The following is a 17157-nucleotide window of genomic DNA, read 5'->3' as shown; positions in this document are numbered from 1 at the left end:
GGAGCGGTCACGGGCGGCCGATGGAGGAGTAGGCGAAGCCGGCCTCCCGCATCTGGGCCGGGTCCCAAACGTTACGCAGATCGCAGACCACGTTGCCGCGCATCGTGGACTTCAGCTTGTCGGGGGAGATGGCGCGGAACTCGTTCCATTCGGTGATCAGCACCAGCGCATCGGCGTCGCGCGCCGCGTCCAGCGCGCTGGACGCGAAATGCACGCCATCCGGCATGGATTGCCGGGCATGGGCGGATTGCGGGTCATAGGCGCGCAGTTGCGCGCCGGCCTTCATCAGCGCGGGCACGATGACGAGCGAGGGCGCATCGCGCATGTCGTCCGTCTCGGGCTTAAAGGTCAGGCCGAAGACGGCGATGGTCTTGCCCTGCACGCTGCCGCCGCAGGCATCGATGACGCGCTGCGCCATCTGCTCCTTGCGGGCTTCGTTGGCGGCGATGGTCTGCTCGACGATGGTGGCGGGCGCGCCCAGTTCCTGAGCGGTGCGGGCGAGCGCCAGCGTGTCCTTGGGGAAGCAGGAGCCGCCATAGCCCGGCCCGGCATGCAGGAACTTGCGGCCGATGCGGCCATCGAGCCCCATGCCGCGGGCAACGTCATGGACGTTGGCGCCGGCCTTCTCGCAAAGATCGGCCATCTGGTTAATGAAGGTGATCTTCACCGCCAGGAAGGCGTTGGAGGCGTATTTGATCAGCTCGGCGGTCTCGATGCTGGTCTGCACCACCGGCGTCTCGATCAGGTAGAGCGGGCGGTAGAGGCGCTTCAGCACCTGCGAGGCCCGCTCCGAATCGATACCGATCACCACGCGGTCCGGCCGCATGAAATCGCCGATGGCGCTGCCCTCGCGCAGGAATTCGGGGTTGGAGGCGACCTCGATCTCCAGCTCCGGGCGGACGCGGCGGACGATCTCCTTCACCTTGGCGCCCGTGCCGACGGGGACGGTGGATTTCGTCACCAGCACCAGCGGGCCCTCGGCCGCACGTGCCACCTGCTCGGCCGCGGCGAAGACATAGGTCAGGTCCGCATGGCCGTCGCCACGCCGGGTCGGCGTGCCCACGGCCAGGAAGACGGCATCCGCGCCCTTGATGGCTTCCTTCAGGTCGGTGGTGAAATGCAGCCGGCCATCGCGCGCATTCTCCTCCACCAGCCGGTCCAGGCCGGGCTCATAGATGGGGATGCGGCCCCCGCGCAGCGCCTCGACCTTGGAGGGATCGGTATCGACGACACAGACATCGACGCCGAATTCAGCGAAACAGGCGGCGGAGACAAGGCCGACATAGCCAGCTCCGAGCATTGCGATGCGCATGGGTCAGGCCTCACATGTAACGTGGCAGGAAGGCACGTACAGCCTCGGCCAGGTCCGGCCGGGAGAGCGCGAAGGCAAGCTGGGCCTCCAGGTATCCGATCTTGTCGCCGCAGTCGAAGCGGCGGCCCTCGTAGCGCAGCCCATGGAAGGGCTGGGTCGCGATCAGCTTGGCCATGGCGTCGGTCAGCTGCACCTCGCCACCGGCGCCCTTCTCCATCAGGGAGAGGAAGGGGATCACCTCCGGCATCAGCACATAGCGGCCGATGACCGTGAGGTTGGAGGGCGCCTTGTCGATCGAAGGCTTCTCCACCAGCCCCTTCACGGAGACGAGCCGGCCCTTGTCCTCCTTGATATCCAGCACGCCATACTTGTTGACGCGCTCCATCGGCACTTCCTCGACGGCCACCACGTTGCCGCCGGTCTCCATATAGGCATCGGCCAGCTGCTTGGTGCAGGGGACATCGCACTGCATCAGGTCGTCGGGCAGCAGGATGGCGAAGGGGTCGTTGCCGATAAAGGTGCGGGCGCACCAGATGGCATGGCCCAGGCCCATCGGCACCTGCTGGCGCACGGTGGTGATATTGCCGGGCTCGACCGCCATGGCGCGCAGCTCGTCGAGCTCCTTCTGCTTGCCGCGCTCGGCCAGGGTGCGCTCCAGCTCGTAGGCGACGTCGAAATGCTCGACGATGGCGGTCTTGCCGCGGCCCGTCACGAAGCAGAACTGCTCGATCCCGGCGGCGCGGGCCTCGTCCACGGCATACTGGATCAGCGGCCTGTCGACGACCGGCAGCATTTCCTTCGCCAGCGCCTTGGTGGCGGGCAGGAAGCGGGTGCCCAGGCCGGCAACGGGCAGTACGGCCTTCTTCAGCGGTTTCGTCACCGGTGCTGGTTCCTCTTCAGTGGCTGGCGATCCTGCTATCCACAGCCTCATGGCGGCGAAATCGTGGCCGTGCGCAGCATTGCCATGGGGCAGGGATGGCGGCAATCGCCCCACATGCGCCCGTAACGCACGGATGCGCTGAAATTTTCGAGAAAAGGCGCAGCTTCTGGTTCGGTCGAATCTCAGGAATTGAGCAACAGGTCGCGTGCCCGGTTCAGGCGCGCGGCAAGGACAGGATCGCCGCCCCGGTCGGGATGTGCCTGCCGCATCAGCCGCCGGTGCGCGGCACGGATCTCCTGGGGGGAGGCACCTTCGGACAGGCCGAGCAGCGCCAGGGCGGCGGCACGGTCCATGTTGTCGGACGTGGCGCCGCCGGCCGCCTCCTGCCCCCGCCAGCCGGGGGCGGCACGGTCCAGCCAGGCTTCCAGCAGCGGCACGCTCTCGCTGTCCCCGGCGCGGCAATCGGCGAGCAGGGCCAGGCATTCCGCCAGGCTCATCTCCGCCAGTTCCCGCCCGGCGAAGCGGCCGCTCCGCACGCGGCCGGAGAGGGTGCCGCTGGACTGGTCCAGCCGCATGGCCAGGGTCGGGGTTTCCAGGGTGGAGACATCCGGCCCGGACGTGCCGGCGCCGAAGCTGCGCTGTGCCAGCCAGCGCCGCACGGCGGGCAGCAGCAGGGGCAGCAGCGGCAGCAGCAGGCCCATCGCCTGCGGCAGCCTGCGGGTGAAGATCAGCAGCGTAAGGAGGGCGAGCAGCATCCCCGCCAGGAACCAGACGGCGCCCCGGCGGATCTGTGCCACATTGGCCGTGGCGAAGGCGCTCAGCAGCCACCAGAGGAACAGGAGCGCGCCAAGCCCGCCGGCCAGCCAGATCACCGCGTGGGGGCGGGCAGCTGGGCCAGCAACGCCCGTGCGGCGGGGCTGGACAGCCGGGACAGGGCGTCATGCCCGCCGGCGGCATAGGCGCCGACGGCGCGCAGCAGGTCCCGCAGCGCCGAGGCACTCGCGGCATCGAAAGGCGCGTGGGCCCCGCCCGAGAGCTTCGCCAGTTGCCGCAGCACCGCCGTGGCCTTGGGGTCATGGCCTTCCTGGAAGATGAAGGCGGGCGTGCCGCGCAGGCCGAGCTGGCCGGCCTGATGGCAGAGCGGGTCCGGCTCCTCCTCCACCGCATCGCCGACGAAGACCAGGGCATGCAGGCGCTCCCGCGCCGCCTCGCGCAGCGCGTGGTCCAGCACCCGGCCGATCTGGGTGCGGCCGCCCAGGCACTGCACCCCCGCCATCCGCCGCGCCAGCGCCGGGCCATCGGACAGGAACGGGGTCGCCGCGAATTCACCGAAGCCCCGGTAATAGGCGAGGCTGACCTCCAACCCGCCATGCGCGGCGGCAGCCTGGAACATCTCGGTCTGAAGCTGGCAGGCCATGTCCCAGCCAGGCTGCCGGCTGGCGGTGGCATCGACGGCGAAGACCAGGCGGCCCGGCCGGTGCGCCACCGGCCGCAGCGCCGGCACGGCGGCGGCCTTGTCGAGGAAGGCGGCGACGGCGGCGGACGCGGGGCGGGTGGGAAGTTGAGCCATAGCAGGCACATGGCCCGGAAAGCGCCCGGCTTCCAGTCCCCCGTGCCGGACGGGCCGCGCCGGGGAACGCGGCGCGGCGGCCCGGTTCAGCCTTCGGCCGCCGCCTGGGTGACGGCCAGGGCGGTGAGGTTGGCGATGCCGCGCGCGGTGACGCTGGGTACCAGCACATGGATGGGCTTGCGCATGCCCAGCAGCACCGGGCCGATCTGCAGCCCGTCACCCGTCGCCTTCACCAGGTTGTAGGCGATATTGGCGGCGTCGAGATTCGGGAAGACCAGCAGGTTGGCGCCCTCGGTCAGCGGGCTGTCCTGCACCGCCTTCTCCCGCACCGCCTGCACCAGGGCGGCATCGGCATGCATCTCGCCATCGACCTCCAGCTCCGGCGCGCGGGCACGGATCAGGCGCAGCGCCTCCCGCATCTTGCGAGCGGAGGGCGCCTGGCTGGCACCGAAGCTGGAATGGGACAGCAGCGCCGCCTTGGGCGTCACGCCGAAGGCCCGCACCTGCTCGGCGGCCAGCGTCGTCATCTCCGCGATCTGCTCGGCCGTCGGATCCACCATAAGATGGGTATCGACGAAGAACAGCGTGCCGGCCGGCAGGATGACGCCGGTCATGGCATAGACACGGCGGGCACGCTCATGCTTGCCGATGACGTCGAAGGCCTGGTGCCACTGGCGCATCCATTCGCCCAGGCCGCCGACCAGCGCCGCATCCACATGCCCGGTCTCCAGCAGCAGGGCGGCGGCGGTGCCGGGGCGGGTGCGTACCCAGCGCTCGCAGCTATCCACCGGCACGCCGCGCCGGGCCACCTTGCGGCGGAAGACCTCGGTCAGCTGCTCCGTCAGCGCGGTGTCCTGGGAAGGATCGATCACCTTGACGGACTGGTCGAGGTCCATCCGCAGGCCCATGGCCTTGACCTTGGCCTCGATGACCTCGCGCCGGCCGACCAGGACGGGCTCGGCGATCTCGTCGTCCAGCACGGTCTGCACGGCGCGCAGCACGCGCTCATCCTCGCCCTCTGAATAGGCGACGCGGCGCGGCTGCTTTTTGGCGGCGAAGACCACCGGCCGCATCAGGTCGCCGGAGCGGTAGACGAATCGCTCCAGCACCTCGCGATAGGCGGCGAAATCCTCGATCGGCCGGGTGGCGACGCCCGAATCCATCGCGGCGCGGGCGACGGCGGGGGCGATCTCCAGGATCAGGCGCGGGTCGAAGGGCTTGGGGATGATGTAGTCCGGCCCGAAGGTCGGCGCATGGCCGCCATAGGCCGCCGCCACCACCTCGCTGGCCTCGATGCGGGCGAGGCGGGCGATGGCCTCGACGGCCGCCACCTTCATCTCCTCGTTGATCGTGGTGGCGCCGGCATCCAGCGCGCCGCGGAAGATGAAGGGGAAGCAGAGGACGTTGTTGACCTGGTTGGGATAATCCGACCGGCCGGTGGCGACGATGGCATCCGGCCGCACGGCGCGCACGGCCTCCGGCAGGATCTCCGGCTCGGGGTTGGCCAGGGCCAGCACCAGCGGGCGCTCGGCCAGCAGCGGCAGCCATTCCGGCTTCAGCACGCGGGGGGCGGAGAGGCCCAGGAAGACATCGGCGCCGGGCAGCACGTCCTGCAGGGTCCGCGCCTCGGTCTCCCGGGCATAGCGGTCCTTGTAGGGGTCCATCAGCTCGGTGCGGCCGGCATAGACCACGCCCTTGATGTCCGTGATGGTGATGTTCTCGCGCTTCGCGCCCATCGCCACCAGCAGGTCCAGGCAGGCCAGGGCGGCGGCGCCGCCGCCGGAGGTGACGATCTTCACCTCCTCCAGCTTCTTGCCCTGCACCAGCAACCCGTTACGGACCGCCGAGGCCACAATGATGGCGGTGCCGTGCTGGTCGTCATGGAAGACCGGGATGTTCATCCGCTCCCGCAGCGTGCGCTCGATCTCGAAGCACTCGGGGGCCTTGATGTCTTCCAGGTTGATGGCGCCGAAGCTGGGCTCCAGCACCGCCACGGCCTCGATGAACTTCTGCGGATCGCGCTCCTCGACCTCCAGGTCGATCGAGTCGATGCCGGCGAATTTCTTGAAGAGGACCGCCTTGCCCTCCATCACCGGCTTGGAGGCCAGCGCGCCGATGGCGCCGAGGCCCAGCACGGCGGTGCCATTGGTGATGACGGCGACCATGTTGCCGCGCGTCGTCATCTCATAGGCGGCGGCGGGGTCGGCGGAGATGGCCTCGCAGGCGGCGGCGACGCCAGGGGAATAGGCCAGCGCGAGGTCGCGCTGGGTGGCCATGCGCTTGGTTGGCTCGATGCTGAGCTTCCCGGGCCGCGGCAGGCGGTGATAATCGAGCGCGGCTTTGCGGAAATCTTCGTCCATCGGGTCCTCTGGGTGCCCCAGGGACGGGTGGCCGGAGCAGGCGGAGGGCCGGACCCGGGATGCCTGCGGGGCGAGATCAGGAAAATGCGGTCAAGAAGATTCGAACTTCCACGGGGTTTCCCCCACCAGCACCTCAAGCTGGCGCGTCTACCATTCCGCCATGACCGCACATGGGATAGTCAACGATAGGGCGCGGGCTATACCCCAGCTTTCTTCCCGCATCAACAACCCGACCGAGCATGACCGACGATATTCTGACATCTTCCGCTCCAAACCCGGTCCTGCCGTTGGAATGGCGCATCGAGGAGGGGCTGACCGACTATCCGGTGGCCCTCGCTGCCATGGAATCGCGCATCGCCGCCATCCGCGCCGGCGAGGCCGCCGAGCAGGTCTGGCTGGTCGAGCACCCGCCCACCTATACCGCCGGCACCTCCGCCACGCCGGAGGGGCTGACCGAGGCGCGGTTCCCGACCTATGCCGCCGGGCGGGGCGGGCAATGGACCTATCACGGCCCGGGGCAGCGCACGGGCTATGTCATGCTGGACCTGACGCGCCCGCACGGCACCGTCCCCGCCCGCGACATCCGCGCCTATGTGCATGGGCTGGAGGAATGGATGATCCGCACGCTGGAGCGCTTCAACGTGCGGGGCGAGCGGCGCGAGGGGCGCGTCGGCATCTGGGTGGCCGACCCGAAGCGCGGCGGCGAATCCAAGATCGGCGCCATCGGCGTGCGCGTCACGCGCTGGGTCAGCTGGCACGGCATCTCCCTGAACGTGGAGCCGGACCTCAGCCACTTTGGCGGCATCGTGCCCTGCGGCATCCGCGAGCATGGCGTCACCAGCCTCTGGGACCTCGGTGTCACCGCCACGATGGACGAGGTGGACGCGGCCCTGAAATCCTGCTGGACGGAGGTCTTCGGCGCCGCCTGACCGGCCCGCCCGGGTTGGCGCCCGGTCGCGGGGCGTGCATCCTGTCCGTCGGGAAACAAACAGGAAAGACCAGGGCAGGATGAGCCAGGATCCCCGTTACGATGCCGCCGCGCTGCGCGGCTTCGCCAGCGACCTCTTCGCCCGCGAAGGCGTGGCGCCGGACAAGGCGGCCGTGATGGCGGAGGTGCTGGTGGAGGCCGACCTGCTGGGCCATGTCACCCATGGCCTGGCGCTGGCGCCCAAATATATCGAGGACATCCCCACCGGAATCCTGCGGACGGATGGGGAGCCGGAGGTGCTCTCCGATCGCGGCGCCTGCCTCGCCTGGAACGGGCGCGGCCTGCCCGGCGCCTGGCTGGTGATGAAGGCGCTGGAGACGGCCTTCGACCGCGTCGGCCAATACGGCACCGTCAGCATCGCTATCGGGGAGAGCCACCATATCGGCTGCCTGGCCGTCTATCCGCTGCGCGCGGCGGAGCGCGGGCTGATGGCCATCCTGCACAGCAGCGCGCCCGGCAATTCCGGCGTCGCGCCCTTCGGTGGAAGGCAGGGCGTGCTGGCGCCGGACCCCGTCTCGGCCGCCTGGCCGACAGGGGAGGAGCCGGTGGTGCTGGATATCAGCGCCTCCATCACCACCATGAACCTCAGCCAGCGCATGGCCAGGGAAGGGGCGAAGTTCGAACATGACTGGCTGCTGGACGCCGAGGGCAATCCCTCCCGCGATCCGGCGGTGCTGAACCGGGGTGGCACCATCCTGCCGACCGGCGGGCTGGACCACGGCCAGAAGGGCTATGCCCAGGCGCTGATGACGGAGGCGCTGACCCAGGGCCTGTCCGGCCGTGGCCGGGTGGAAGGCACGGCGGGGATGCGCGCGGCGCTCTTCCTGCAGGTGATCGACCCCGGCGCCTTCGCGGGGCTGGATGCCTTCACGCGCCAGACCGGCCATACCGCCGCCGCCTGCCGCGCCGCGGCGCCCCGTCCGGGCATGCCGCCGGTGCGCGTGCCCGGCCAGAAGGGGCTGGCGCTGAAGCGTCAGGCGCTGGCGGAGGGTGTGCCGCTGGCCGAGCGCATCAGCGGCCCGCTGGCGGAACTGGGCGCGCGCCATGGCTTGGCTTTGCCGCAGCCGGTCGGGCGATGAATTTTGTGGGGAGAACCGGATGGTGGGCGCGACAGGGATTGAACCTGTGACCTTCCCCGTGTCAGGGGGACGCTCTCCCGCTGAGCTACGCGCCCATCCGGTAGGGCGCCGTCTCTAGCCCGGCTGTGGCCGGGAGGCAAGAGGGGTTGCGGCAGGAAAGAATGAATGGGGCGGGTGACAGCGGCCCATGGGTATGGCTTGATCAGTCGGAATCATGGACCTGCCGCTTCCGGTTATCGCTGGGGACAACCGCCCCGAGCCCGTGCTCCTCCTCCGCCCGTCCCGCCAGACGGTGCCGCTGGTTTTCGCCTCGCCGCATTCCGGCCGCTGCTACCCGCCGGAATTCCTGGCGGAGAGCCGGCTGGACGCGCTTTCCGTCCGCCGGTCGGAGGACAGCTTCGTCGATGAGCTTTTCGCGGCCGCGCCCGACCACGGCGCGCCGCTGGTCGCCGCGACCTTCCCGCGCGTCTACTGCGATGCCAATCGCGAGGCCTGGGAGCTGGACCCCGCCATGTTCGACGGGCCGCTGCCGCCCTGGGTGAATACCGCCAGCCCGCGCGTGGGGGCGGGGCTGGGCACGGTGGCCAGGATCGTCGCCAGCGGGGAGCCGGTCTATCGCAGCCGCCTTTCCTTCAGCGCGGTGGAGGCACGCATCCAGCGCTGCTGGCATCCCTATCACGCCGCGCTGGGGCGGCTGATCGCCGAGACCAAAGCGCAGTTCGGTGCCTGCCTGCTGATCGACTGCCATTCCATGCCGACCCACCCCGTGCATGGCGCGGCGGCGCCCGATATCGTTCTGGGTGACGCGCATGGCACGGCCTGCGCTCCCCGTGCTGTGCGGCTCATCGAGGAGGTGCTGGGCGGCTTCGGCTACCGGGTGAGGCGCAACGATCCCTATGCCGGGGGTTATGTCACGCGCCATTATGGCCGCCCGCGCGAGCAGGTGCATGTGCTGCAGATCGAGCTGGCACGCGGTCTCTACATGAACGAGGCCGCCATCGAGCGTTCGCCTGGCATGGTGCGGCTGCGGGCTGACCTGACCCGGTTGATCGCCCGGCTGGCGAGGACCGACTGGAGCCTGCTGCGGAACTGACTCCGCGCCAGCATTCTCAGGGGCGGGGCATTTTCAGGGAGTATGCGCCCGATGCCTGCCTCGCTGCTGCTGGCCCTGCGGGCCATGGCCTATAACAATGCCTGGGCGAACCACCGGCTGCTGAGCGCCTGCGCGCGATTGAGCCAGGAGGAATTCGCGGCGGAGCGGGCAGGCTTCTTCCCCTCCATCCAGGCGACGCTCAACCACATCCTCATCGTCGACCGCTTCTATATCGATGCGCTGGAAGGCGGCAGCCTCGGCCCCGTCGCCTGGGCGGAACGGATTCCCTGCCCGAATATGGCGGATCTACGGCCAGCGCAGGCGGAGATGGACCGGAGGCTCATCGCCTGGTGCGAGGCCCTGGACGATTCGAGGGTGGAGCGGATCATCACCGTCCATCGCGGCAGCCACCAGCAGCGGGAGCGGGCGGACCGGCTGCTGCTGCATCTCTTCCAGCACCAGATCCATCATCGCGGGCAGGCGCATGCCATGCTCAGCGATACCTCAGTGCAGCCGCCGCAGCTGGATGAATTCTTTTCGGAAGGGGAGGCGCCGCTCAGGGCCGCGGAGTTCACGGAGCTCGGCTGGACGGAGGCGCAGATCTGGGAGCGCTGACGCGCGGCCCGCGCAGATCAAAAAAAAGGCGGTGCCGAAGCACCGCCGAGTTTAGGGAGGAAACGTCCAAGAAAGACAACAACGCAGTGCGTTGCTGCGAGAGGGAACTTACGCATGAACTCATTCGTGTGCAAGTGGTTTTTCGCGGTGCAGCACAAAATCCCAATGCACTCAGTTCAAGGGCCGATGCGGAATCTGCATACCGTATCGGCATTCCCAACCCCTTAATGCAAACAAGGCCTGCGAGTTGCAGGCCTTGTGTATCTCCAGCCAAGCCGCCGCTTATGCGGCGCGAGGGGGGCTCAGGCGGCGGAAAGGGCGTCCTCGGCCTCCAGCACACCGGCGACGGCGTGCACGACGGAGGCGATGCGCACCGCGGCCTGCACCTGCTCGCTGGTCAGGCCGCCATGCTTCACAACCTTTTCATGGCTCTCCATGCACATGCCGCAGCCGTTGATGGCGGAGACGGCGAGCGACCAGAGCTCGAAATCCACCTTCTCCACGCCCGGGCGGCCGATGATGTTCATGCGAAGCTTGGCCGGCATGGTGCCGTAGTCGCCGCCCACCAGGTGCACGAAGCGGTAGTAGATGTTGTTCATGCCCATGATGGCGGCGGAGGCCTTGGCCGCCGTCAGCGCCTCGGGCGAGAGCTTGGGACCGAATTCGGCGACCATGGCCTTGATCACCTCGGCATTGCGGCTCGCGATGGCGCTGGCCACGAAGGTGCCCGCCAGCTTCTGCTGGTCCAGCGCCGGCTCGGCCGCGAGGCTGCCGAGGTTCAGCTTCAGGTCCTTGGCGTATTCGGGCAGGCGGTTACGCAGGGCTTCCAGCGACATGCGAAGGGATACTCCGGTCTCGATCGGTGATGCGGATGTGGCGGTGGGCCGGGCCGGCCGCAAGAAGCGGCCGGCTTGGCGCATTGCGTCCCCTGGAAAAGGAGGGGCGCGATGGCCGGCGGGGCAGAAGATGGACCCCGCCGGCGCAGCCGGACCTGGATCAGGCGGCCTGGAACAGCTCTTCCGGCTTCAGGGTCTCAGTGCCCTTGTTCCAGTTGCAGGGGCAGAGCTCGTCCGTCTGCAGCGCGTCCAGCACGCGCAGCACTTCCTGCGGGTTGCGGCCGACGTTCAGGCCGTTCACCGAGGCCCACTGGATCGTGCCCTCGGGGTCGACGATGAAGGTGGCGCGCAGGGCCACGCCCTCGTTCTTGTCGAGGATGCCGAGCGCGGTGGACAGCTCGCGCTTGGTGTCCGCCAGCATGGCGATCGGCAGGTCGTTGATGTCCTTGTTGTAGACGCGCCAGTTCAGGTGCACGAACTCGCTGTCCGTGGAGGCGCCGTAGACCACCGCGTCACGGTCCTCGAACTCGCCCTTCAGCTTGCCGAAGGCCGCGATCTCGGTCGGGCAGATGAAGGTGAAATCCTTCGGCCAGAAGAAGACGATCTTCCACTTGCCGGCATCGGACTCGTTGGAGATCTCGGTGAAGGACTTGCCCGGGCCTTCCAGGCCCTCCGGGCCACCCTTGACGGCGGTCAGCTTGAAGGACGGAAACTTGTCACCCACGGTCAGCATGCAGAGATCCCCGAGTTGTTGAGCCAGGCGGCAGCCAAGTCGAAGCTTTTCTACCGGCCTTGCTGTTATGGTGTGCGCTGCACACATGTGCCAATGAATAGTTTTCGACAAAACCATTGGCTTGATCGATGACGCCGCTCCCCAGCCCACAGCAGCTCCGCTACCTCGTGGCATTGGCCGATCTCGGCCATTTCGGCCGCGCGGCGACTGCCTGCGCCGTCACGCAATCCACCCTTTCCGCCGGCATCATCGCCCTGGAGCGTCAGCTCGATGCGGCGATCCTGGAGCGGGGGCCGGCCAAGCGCCCGGTCTTCACGCCGCTGGGGCTGGAACTGGTGGGCCGGGCGCGGGCGGCGCTCTCCGCACTCTCGGCGGTGGCGGAGACGGCGGGGGCGGCGCGGGACCCGCTGACCGGGCCGCTGCGGCTCGGCATCATCCCGACCATCGGTCCCTTCCTGCTGCCCCGGCTGATGCCGGCGCTGCGCCGTGCCTTCCCGCGGCTGCGGCTCTGGCTGCGGGAGGACCTGACCGACCGGCTGGCCGAGGACCTCCAGGGTGGCCGGCTGGACCTGCTCCTGCTGGCGCTGCCGGCCGCCCTGCCGGAGCTGGAGACGCTGCGAATCGCCGAGGACCCCTTCATGGCGGCCCTGCCGCAGGAGCACCGGCTGCTGGAACATGCCCAGGTCCCCCTCTCCGCCCTGGGCGGCGAGCGGCTGCTGCTGCTGGAGGACGGGCATTGCCTGCGGGATCAGGCACTCTCCGCCTGCGGTCTGCCGGGGGCGGGAGGCGATGCCTTCGCGGCCACCAGCCTGCATACGCTGGTGCAGATGGTGGCGGGGGGCCTGGGCGTGACGCTGCTGCCGCGCCTCGCCGTGACGGGAGGTGTGCTGGCTGGAACTTCCGTGGTACTGCGGCCCGTGGAGGCGCCGGCGGGGCAGGTGACGGGCCGCAGCCTGGGCCTCGCCTGGCGCGCGCGCTCCCCCCGCGCCGCCGAGTTCCGCAGCCTGGCGCCGGTGATCGGTGAGGCGATCGCGGCGGGCGGGGCAGGAACCGGGTCGCGAATGGTTGACTCCCGTCCCGCCAGCCCGTAAAGGCGGCCCCCTCGCGACCGAGGTTGGCCATGAAGATCCGTAACAGCTTGAAGTCCGCCAAGACGCGCGACAAGAACTGCGTGGTGGTCCGCCGCCGCGGCCGCTTGTACGTGCTGAACAAGAAGAACCCCCGGATGAAGGCCCGCCAGGGCTGAACCAGGGTTCCACCCGCCCTGTGCGGGTGGAAATCTTCGGCAAAAAAGGCGCCTCGGGGCTTCCCCGCGGCGCCCTTTTTGCGTGCGCGCTTGCCTGGCCCCTGGCCTGGCGCCATCTTCCCGCCAGGGAGAACGGAAGATGGACGTCCGATGATCGAATTGCCCGCGCCCGACCGGGCGGTGCTGGCGCGCCGCGCTGAGATCCTGGACGCCCTGCGGGCCATCGTCCCCCCCGGCCCGCGCGGCGAAGGCGTGATTGGCGACCCCATCCGCCTGAAACCCTATGAGACCGACGGCCTCTCCGCCTACCGGCAGCCGCCCCTGGCCGTGGTGCTGCCCGAGACGACGGAGCAGGTGGCGGCGGTGATGCGCTACTGCCACGCCAACAACATCCGCATCGTCCCGCGAGGCGCCGGCACCAGCCTCTCCGGCGGCGCGCTGCCGCTGGAGGATGGCGTGGTCATCGGGCTGATGCGGATGAACTGCATCCTGGAGATCGACTACGAGGACCGTTTCGCGGTGGTGCAGGCGGGGGTGACGAATATCGGCATCACCCAGGCGGTGGCGGGGGAAGGGTTCTTCTACGCGCCCGATCCCTCCTCGCAGCTCGCCTGCATGATCGGCGGCAATGTCATGATGAATTCGGGCGGGGCGCATTGCCTGAAATACGGTGTCACCGCCAACAACCTCCTCGGCGTGAAGCTCGTCACCATCGAGGGCGAGGTGCTGGAGATTGGCGGGGCCTATCTCGATTCCGCAGGCTATGACTGGCTGGGACTGATCACCGGCAGCGAGGGGCAGCTTGGCATCGTCACGGAGGTGACGGTACGCATTCTGCGCGCGGCCGAGGGCGCGCGCGCCATGCTGGCGGCCTTCCGCAGCAACGAGGTGGCGGGGCAGGTGGTGGATGCCATCATCTCCAGCGGCATCATCCCCGTCGCGTTGGAATTCATGGACAGGCCCGCCATCCATGCCTGCGAGGCCTTCGCCCATGCCGGCTATCCGCTGGATGCCGAGGCCATGCTGATCATCGAGGTGGAGGGCAATACCGCCGAGCAGGATTTCCTGCTGGCGAAGCTGAAGGAGATCTGCGCGCGCTTCGACCCGATTTCCATGCGGGTGGCGGAGACGGCGGAGGAATCCCTGGCCATCTGGAAGGGCCGCAAGGGGGCTTTCGGCGCCGTCGGCCGCATCAGCCCGGACTATATGTGCATGGACGGCACCATCCCCACCGGGGAGCTGCCGAATGTGCTGCGGCGGATGCAGGAGATGTCGGATTCCTACGGGCTGAAAGTGGCCAATATCTTCCATGCCGGGGACGGCAATCTGCACCCGCTGATCATGTTCGACGCCAACGACCCCGAGAGCTTCCGCAAGGCCGAGGCTTTCGGCGCGGATATCCTGAGGCTCTGCGTCGAGGTCGGCGGCTGCCTGACCGGCGAGCATGGCGTGGGTGTCGAGAAGCGCGACCTGATGGATGTGCAGTTCCAGCCACATGAGCTGGCGCAGCAGCGCCGCATCAAATCCGCCTTCGACCCGGCCTGGCTGCTCAATCCCGCCAAGGTCTTCCCGCTCGCCGGCAACCCGGCTCTGGCACGATGAGCGGCTTCTATGTCCCGCCCGACGAGGCGGGCGTGGTCGAGGCGGTGCGCGCGGCCGTGGCGGAGCGCGCGCCCCTGGCGGTGGAGGGCCATGGCACCAAGCGCGCCAGCCTGCGCCCGGTGCAGGCGGCACGTGGCCTCTCCACCCGCGGGCTGACGGGCATCACCCTCTACAGGCCGGCGGAGATGGTGCTCTCCGCCCGCGCGGGCACGCCGATCCCGGAGATCGAGGCCGCGCTGGCCGAGCACGGGCAGATGCTGATCGGCGAGCCGCCCGATGTCTCCCGGCTGATGGGCGGCACGGCGCCGGCGACGCTCGGCGGTATCGTCGCCACCAACCTGACCGGCCCGCGCCGCATCTTCGCGAGCGGCGCCACGCGGGACCATGTGCTGGGGGTGCGCGCCGTCACCGGCCATGCGGAGGTCATCCGCTCCGGCGGGCGGGTGCACAAGGATGTCACGGGTCTGGACCTGCGCAAGCTGCTGGCGGGCAGCCATGGCACGCTGGGCATCCTGACCGAGATCACCCTGAAGGTGCTGCCGCGCGCCGAGGCGGCGGTGACCTTGGCCATATCGGTCGAGTCGCTGGGGCGCGGCGTGGCGGTGCTGGCGGCCGGGCTGGGCAGCCCCTTCGGTGTCACCGGGGCGGCGCTCCTGCCGGAGGGTGACGCGGCGCGGGGCCTCTCCGGCCCCACGGCCCTGCTGCGGCTGGAGGATTTCTCCGAGTTCCTGCCCCATCGCGGCAGCGCCCTGCGCGGGCTGCTCGGCGGTTTCGGGCCGCTGCGCCTGCTGGAGGGAGAGGCTTCGGCCACGCTCTGGCAGGAGGTGCGCGACGCAGGCCCGCTGGGGCCGGTGGCGGAGCATGAGGCGGTCTGGCGCCTCTCGGTCCGGCCCAGGGCGGGGGCGGCGGTGGCGGAGGCGCTTCGTGCCGCTTTCGGCGCCCGGTTGCTGCTGGACTGGGGCGGCGGGCTGATCTGGGCCGCCGGGCCCGCCACCGAGGCCGCCCATGCAGCGGTGATGCGCGCCGCCGCCGGGGCGGGCGGCACCTTCATGCTCTTCCGCGCGCCGGATGCGCTGCGGGCCAGCGTGGCGGTGCTGCCGGAGGAGCCGGCGCCGCTGGCCGCCATCGCCGCGCGGGTGAAGGCGGCCATGGACCCGGCCGGTGTGCTGAACCCTGGCCGGATGCGCGCGGGCGGCTGAGGCTTCAGCCGGTGGCGGCGGGCTGGGCGGACATGGCGGGGATCTTTCCTGCGGCCCGCCCATTCTGCGGCCAGAGGCTCTGCGGAAAGGTTAAGCGCGGAAATGGCCCCGCAGGGTCGCCAGCCACCGTACCTCTGGGGGAAGGACGGGGGCGGTGGCCGGCCCGGCGGGGCGCCTGCCGTGGCTGCGGCGAGGGCGGAGGTTGCGGGCCTCCCGCGGCCCTGGTGGGGCGGGATCGTGGCGGCGCCGGGGCATGTGCCCGGACTTGCGCGGCGCCACGCGGGCCCTCAGGCTATCGGGCAGAGGAGACGCCAGAGGATGCAGACCAGCTTCAGCCCCGAGCAGCTCAGGGACCCGGATACGCGGGAGTCCAATGCCATCCTGCGGAGCTGCGTCCATTGCGGCTTCTGCACCGCCACCTGCCCGACCTTCGTGCTGCTGGGCGATGAGCTGGACAGCCCGCGCGGCCGCATCTACCTGATCAAGGACATGCTGGAAGGCGGCAAGCCCGCCACCCCCGAGGTGGTGAAGCATGTGGACCGCTGCCTCTCCTGCCTTTCCTGCATGACGACCTGCCCCTCGGGCGTGCACTACATGCACCTGGTCGACCATGCCCGGACCTATATCGAGCAGACCTATACCCGCCCCTGGCCGGAGCGGATGCTGCGCCGGGCGCTGGGCATGCTGCTGCCCTATCCCGGCCGCTTCCGGCTGGCGCTCCGGGGCGCCTCGCTGGCGCGGCCGCTGCGCGGGCTGATCCCCGGCGCCTCCATGACGGCGCAGCGCCTGCGGGCCATGCTCGCCCTGGCCCCCACCAGCCTGCCACCGGCCGCCGGGACCCCGCGCCCGCAGATCCACCCCGCCGAAGGGACCCGGCGCGGCCGCGTGGCGCTGCTGACGGGCTGTGCGCAGAAGGTCCTGGCGCCTTCCATCAATGCCGCCACCATCCGCCTGCTGACCCGCATGGGAATCGAGGTGGTGGTGACGGCGGAGCAGGGCTGCTGCGGCGCGCTGAACCACCACATGGGCCAGCACGACCCCGCCATGGCGCTGGCCCGCGCCAATATCGAGGCCTGGACGCGGGAGATCGAGGGCGAGGGGCTGGATGCCATCGTCATCAACGCCTCGGGCTGCGGCACCACCGTCAAGGACTACGGCTTCATGTTCCGTACGGAGGCGCCGGAACTGGCGGAAAAGGCGGCCGTCGTCTCCGCCAGGGCCAGGGATATCTCCGAGGTCCTGCTGGAATTCGGCTACCAGCCCAGCCGCCCGGCGCCGGGGCTGGAGGTGGCCTATCACGCCGCCTGCAGCCTGCAGCATGGCCAGAAGATCACCGCCGCGCCGAAGCAGCTGCTGGCCCGCGCCGGCTTCACGCTGCGGGAGCCGGCGGAGGCGCATCTCTGCTGCGGCAGCGCCGGCACTTACAACCTGATGCAGCCCGCCATCGCCGGCCAGCTGCGGGAGCGCAAGCTGGAGAATCTGCGCCGCACCGGCGCGTCGATGGTGGCCAGCGGCAATATCGGCTGCCTGACCCAGCTGGGCGGCGAGGATGGGATGCCGGCGGTGCATACGGTGGAACTGCTGGACTGGATGGCCGGCGGGCCGCGCCCGGCGGGCATGCCGGCAGCCTGAGGCCATGGAGGT

Annotated in this window: 16 protein-coding genes and 2 tRNA genes; 9 read left to right on the top strand and 9 right to left on the bottom strand. The window is 69.7% G+C overall.

The window, feature by feature from the left end:
* Positions 1 to 7: 7 nt before the first annotated feature.
* The 6 genes from IAI58_RS16660 to IAI58_RS16635 form a co-directional block, all read right to left on the bottom strand.
* Positions 8 to 1312: a UDP-glucose dehydrogenase family protein gene (locus IAI58_RS16660; RefSeq protein ID WP_207444763.1), complete on the bottom strand. Its 1305-nt coding sequence runs from the start codon at positions 1310 to 1312 to the stop codon at positions 8 to 10.
* Positions 1313 to 1322: 10 nt separating this feature from the next.
* Entirely contained in the window at positions 1323 to 2192 is an 870-nt protein-coding gene (galU, locus tag IAI58_RS16655; RefSeq protein WP_207444764.1) for a UTP--glucose-1-phosphate uridylyltransferase GalU, read from the bottom strand.
* 182 nt (positions 2193 to 2374) lie between these two features.
* The gene (locus IAI58_RS16650; protein ID WP_207444765.1) at positions 2375 to 3064 is read right to left on the bottom strand and encodes a J domain-containing protein; all 690 of its coding nucleotides are present in this window, start codon (positions 3062 to 3064) and stop codon (positions 2375 to 2377) included.
* Positions 3061 to 3762, bottom strand: a complete 702-nt coding sequence (locus tag IAI58_RS16645) for a vWA domain-containing protein (protein WP_207444766.1) — start codon at positions 3760 to 3762, stop codon at positions 3061 to 3063. The genes IAI58_RS16650 and IAI58_RS16645 overlap by 4 nt, the downstream gene beginning before the upstream one ends.
* A gap of 86 nt (positions 3763 to 3848) precedes the next feature.
* Entirely contained in the window at positions 3849 to 6122 is a 2274-nt protein-coding gene (locus tag IAI58_RS16640; RefSeq protein WP_207444767.1) for an NADP-dependent malic enzyme, read from the bottom strand.
* An 85-nt stretch (positions 6123 to 6207) separates the two neighbouring features.
* A tRNA-Leu gene (locus IAI58_RS16635) sits at positions 6208 to 6290 on the bottom strand.
* Between the two features lie 71 nt (positions 6291 to 6361).
* Between IAI58_RS16635 and lipB the strand changes: the two genes are divergently transcribed.
* Both lipB and IAI58_RS16625 read left to right on the top strand, forming a co-directional pair.
* Positions 6362 to 7051, top strand: a complete 690-nt coding sequence (gene lipB / locus IAI58_RS16630) for a lipoyl(octanoyl) transferase LipB (RefSeq protein WP_207444768.1) — start codon at positions 6362 to 6364, stop codon at positions 7049 to 7051.
* A gap of 79 nt (positions 7052 to 7130) precedes the next feature.
* Positions 7131 to 8189: an Ldh family oxidoreductase gene (locus IAI58_RS16625; RefSeq protein WP_207444769.1), complete on the top strand. Its 1059-nt coding sequence runs from the start codon at positions 7131 to 7133 to the stop codon at positions 8187 to 8189.
* 20 nt (positions 8190 to 8209) lie between these two features.
* Here IAI58_RS16625 and IAI58_RS16620 read toward each other — a convergent pair.
* A tRNA-Val gene (locus IAI58_RS16620) sits at positions 8210 to 8284 on the bottom strand.
* Positions 8285 to 8403: 119 nt separating this feature from the next.
* Between IAI58_RS16620 and IAI58_RS16615 the strand changes: the two genes are divergently transcribed.
* Both IAI58_RS16615 and IAI58_RS16610 read left to right on the top strand, forming a co-directional pair.
* On the top strand, positions 8404 to 9282 hold the full coding sequence (locus IAI58_RS16615; protein ID WP_207444770.1) for an N-formylglutamate amidohydrolase: 879 nt from the start codon (positions 8404 to 8406) through the stop codon (positions 9280 to 9282).
* A 51-nt stretch (positions 9283 to 9333) separates the two neighbouring features.
* On the top strand, positions 9334 to 9897 hold the full coding sequence (locus IAI58_RS16610) for a DinB family protein (protein WP_207444771.1): 564 nt from the start codon (positions 9334 to 9336) through the stop codon (positions 9895 to 9897).
* 302 nt (positions 9898 to 10199) lie between these two features.
* Here IAI58_RS16610 and ahpD read toward each other — a convergent pair whose 3' ends face one another.
* Positions 10200 to 10733, bottom strand: coding sequence for an alkylhydroperoxidase, AhpD family (gene ahpD / locus IAI58_RS16605; RefSeq protein WP_207444772.1), 534 nt, complete (start codon positions 10731 to 10733; stop codon positions 10200 to 10202).
* Between the two features lie 160 nt (positions 10734 to 10893).
* Complete coding sequence (locus tag IAI58_RS16600; RefSeq protein WP_207444773.1) at positions 10894 to 11466, bottom strand: peroxiredoxin; 573 nt, start codon at positions 11464 to 11466, stop codon at positions 10894 to 10896.
* A gap of 128 nt (positions 11467 to 11594) precedes the next feature.
* Between IAI58_RS16600 and IAI58_RS16595 the strand changes: the two genes are divergently transcribed.
* The 5 genes from IAI58_RS16595 (at position 11595) to glcF (ending at position 17145) form a co-directional block, all read left to right on the top strand.
* Positions 11595 to 12557 carry a hydrogen peroxide-inducible genes activator gene (locus IAI58_RS16595; RefSeq protein WP_207444774.1) on the top strand — a complete coding sequence of 321 codons (963 nt, stop codon included), beginning with the start codon at positions 11595 to 11597 and terminating at the stop codon, positions 12555 to 12557.
* 29 nt (positions 12558 to 12586) lie between these two features.
* On the top strand, positions 12587 to 12712 hold the full coding sequence (gene ykgO, locus IAI58_RS16590) for a type B 50S ribosomal protein L36 (RefSeq protein ID WP_007003646.1): 126 nt from the start codon (positions 12587 to 12589) through the stop codon (positions 12710 to 12712).
* 150 nt (positions 12713 to 12862) lie between these two features.
* Positions 12863 to 14314: an FAD-linked oxidase C-terminal domain-containing protein gene (locus IAI58_RS16585; RefSeq protein ID WP_207444775.1), complete on the top strand. Its 1452-nt coding sequence runs from the start codon at positions 12863 to 12865 to the stop codon at positions 14312 to 14314.
* Complete coding sequence (locus tag IAI58_RS16580) at positions 14311 to 15513, top strand: FAD-binding protein (protein ID WP_207444776.1); 1203 nt, start codon at positions 14311 to 14313, stop codon at positions 15511 to 15513. Before IAI58_RS16585 ends, IAI58_RS16580 begins: the two co-directional genes overlap by 4 nt.
* A gap of 318 nt (positions 15514 to 15831) precedes the next feature.
* Complete coding sequence (gene glcF / locus IAI58_RS16575; RefSeq protein WP_207444777.1) at positions 15832 to 17145, top strand: glycolate oxidase subunit GlcF; 1314 nt, start codon at positions 15832 to 15834, stop codon at positions 17143 to 17145.
* Positions 17146 to 17157 lie beyond the last annotated feature (12 nt).

The organism is Roseomonas marmotae, assembly GCF_017654485.1.
Taxonomy (GTDB): Bacteria; Pseudomonadota; Alphaproteobacteria; order Acetobacterales; family Acetobacteraceae; genus Pseudoroseomonas; species Pseudoroseomonas marmotae.
This window is presented reverse-complemented; position numbering and strand designations above follow the sequence as displayed.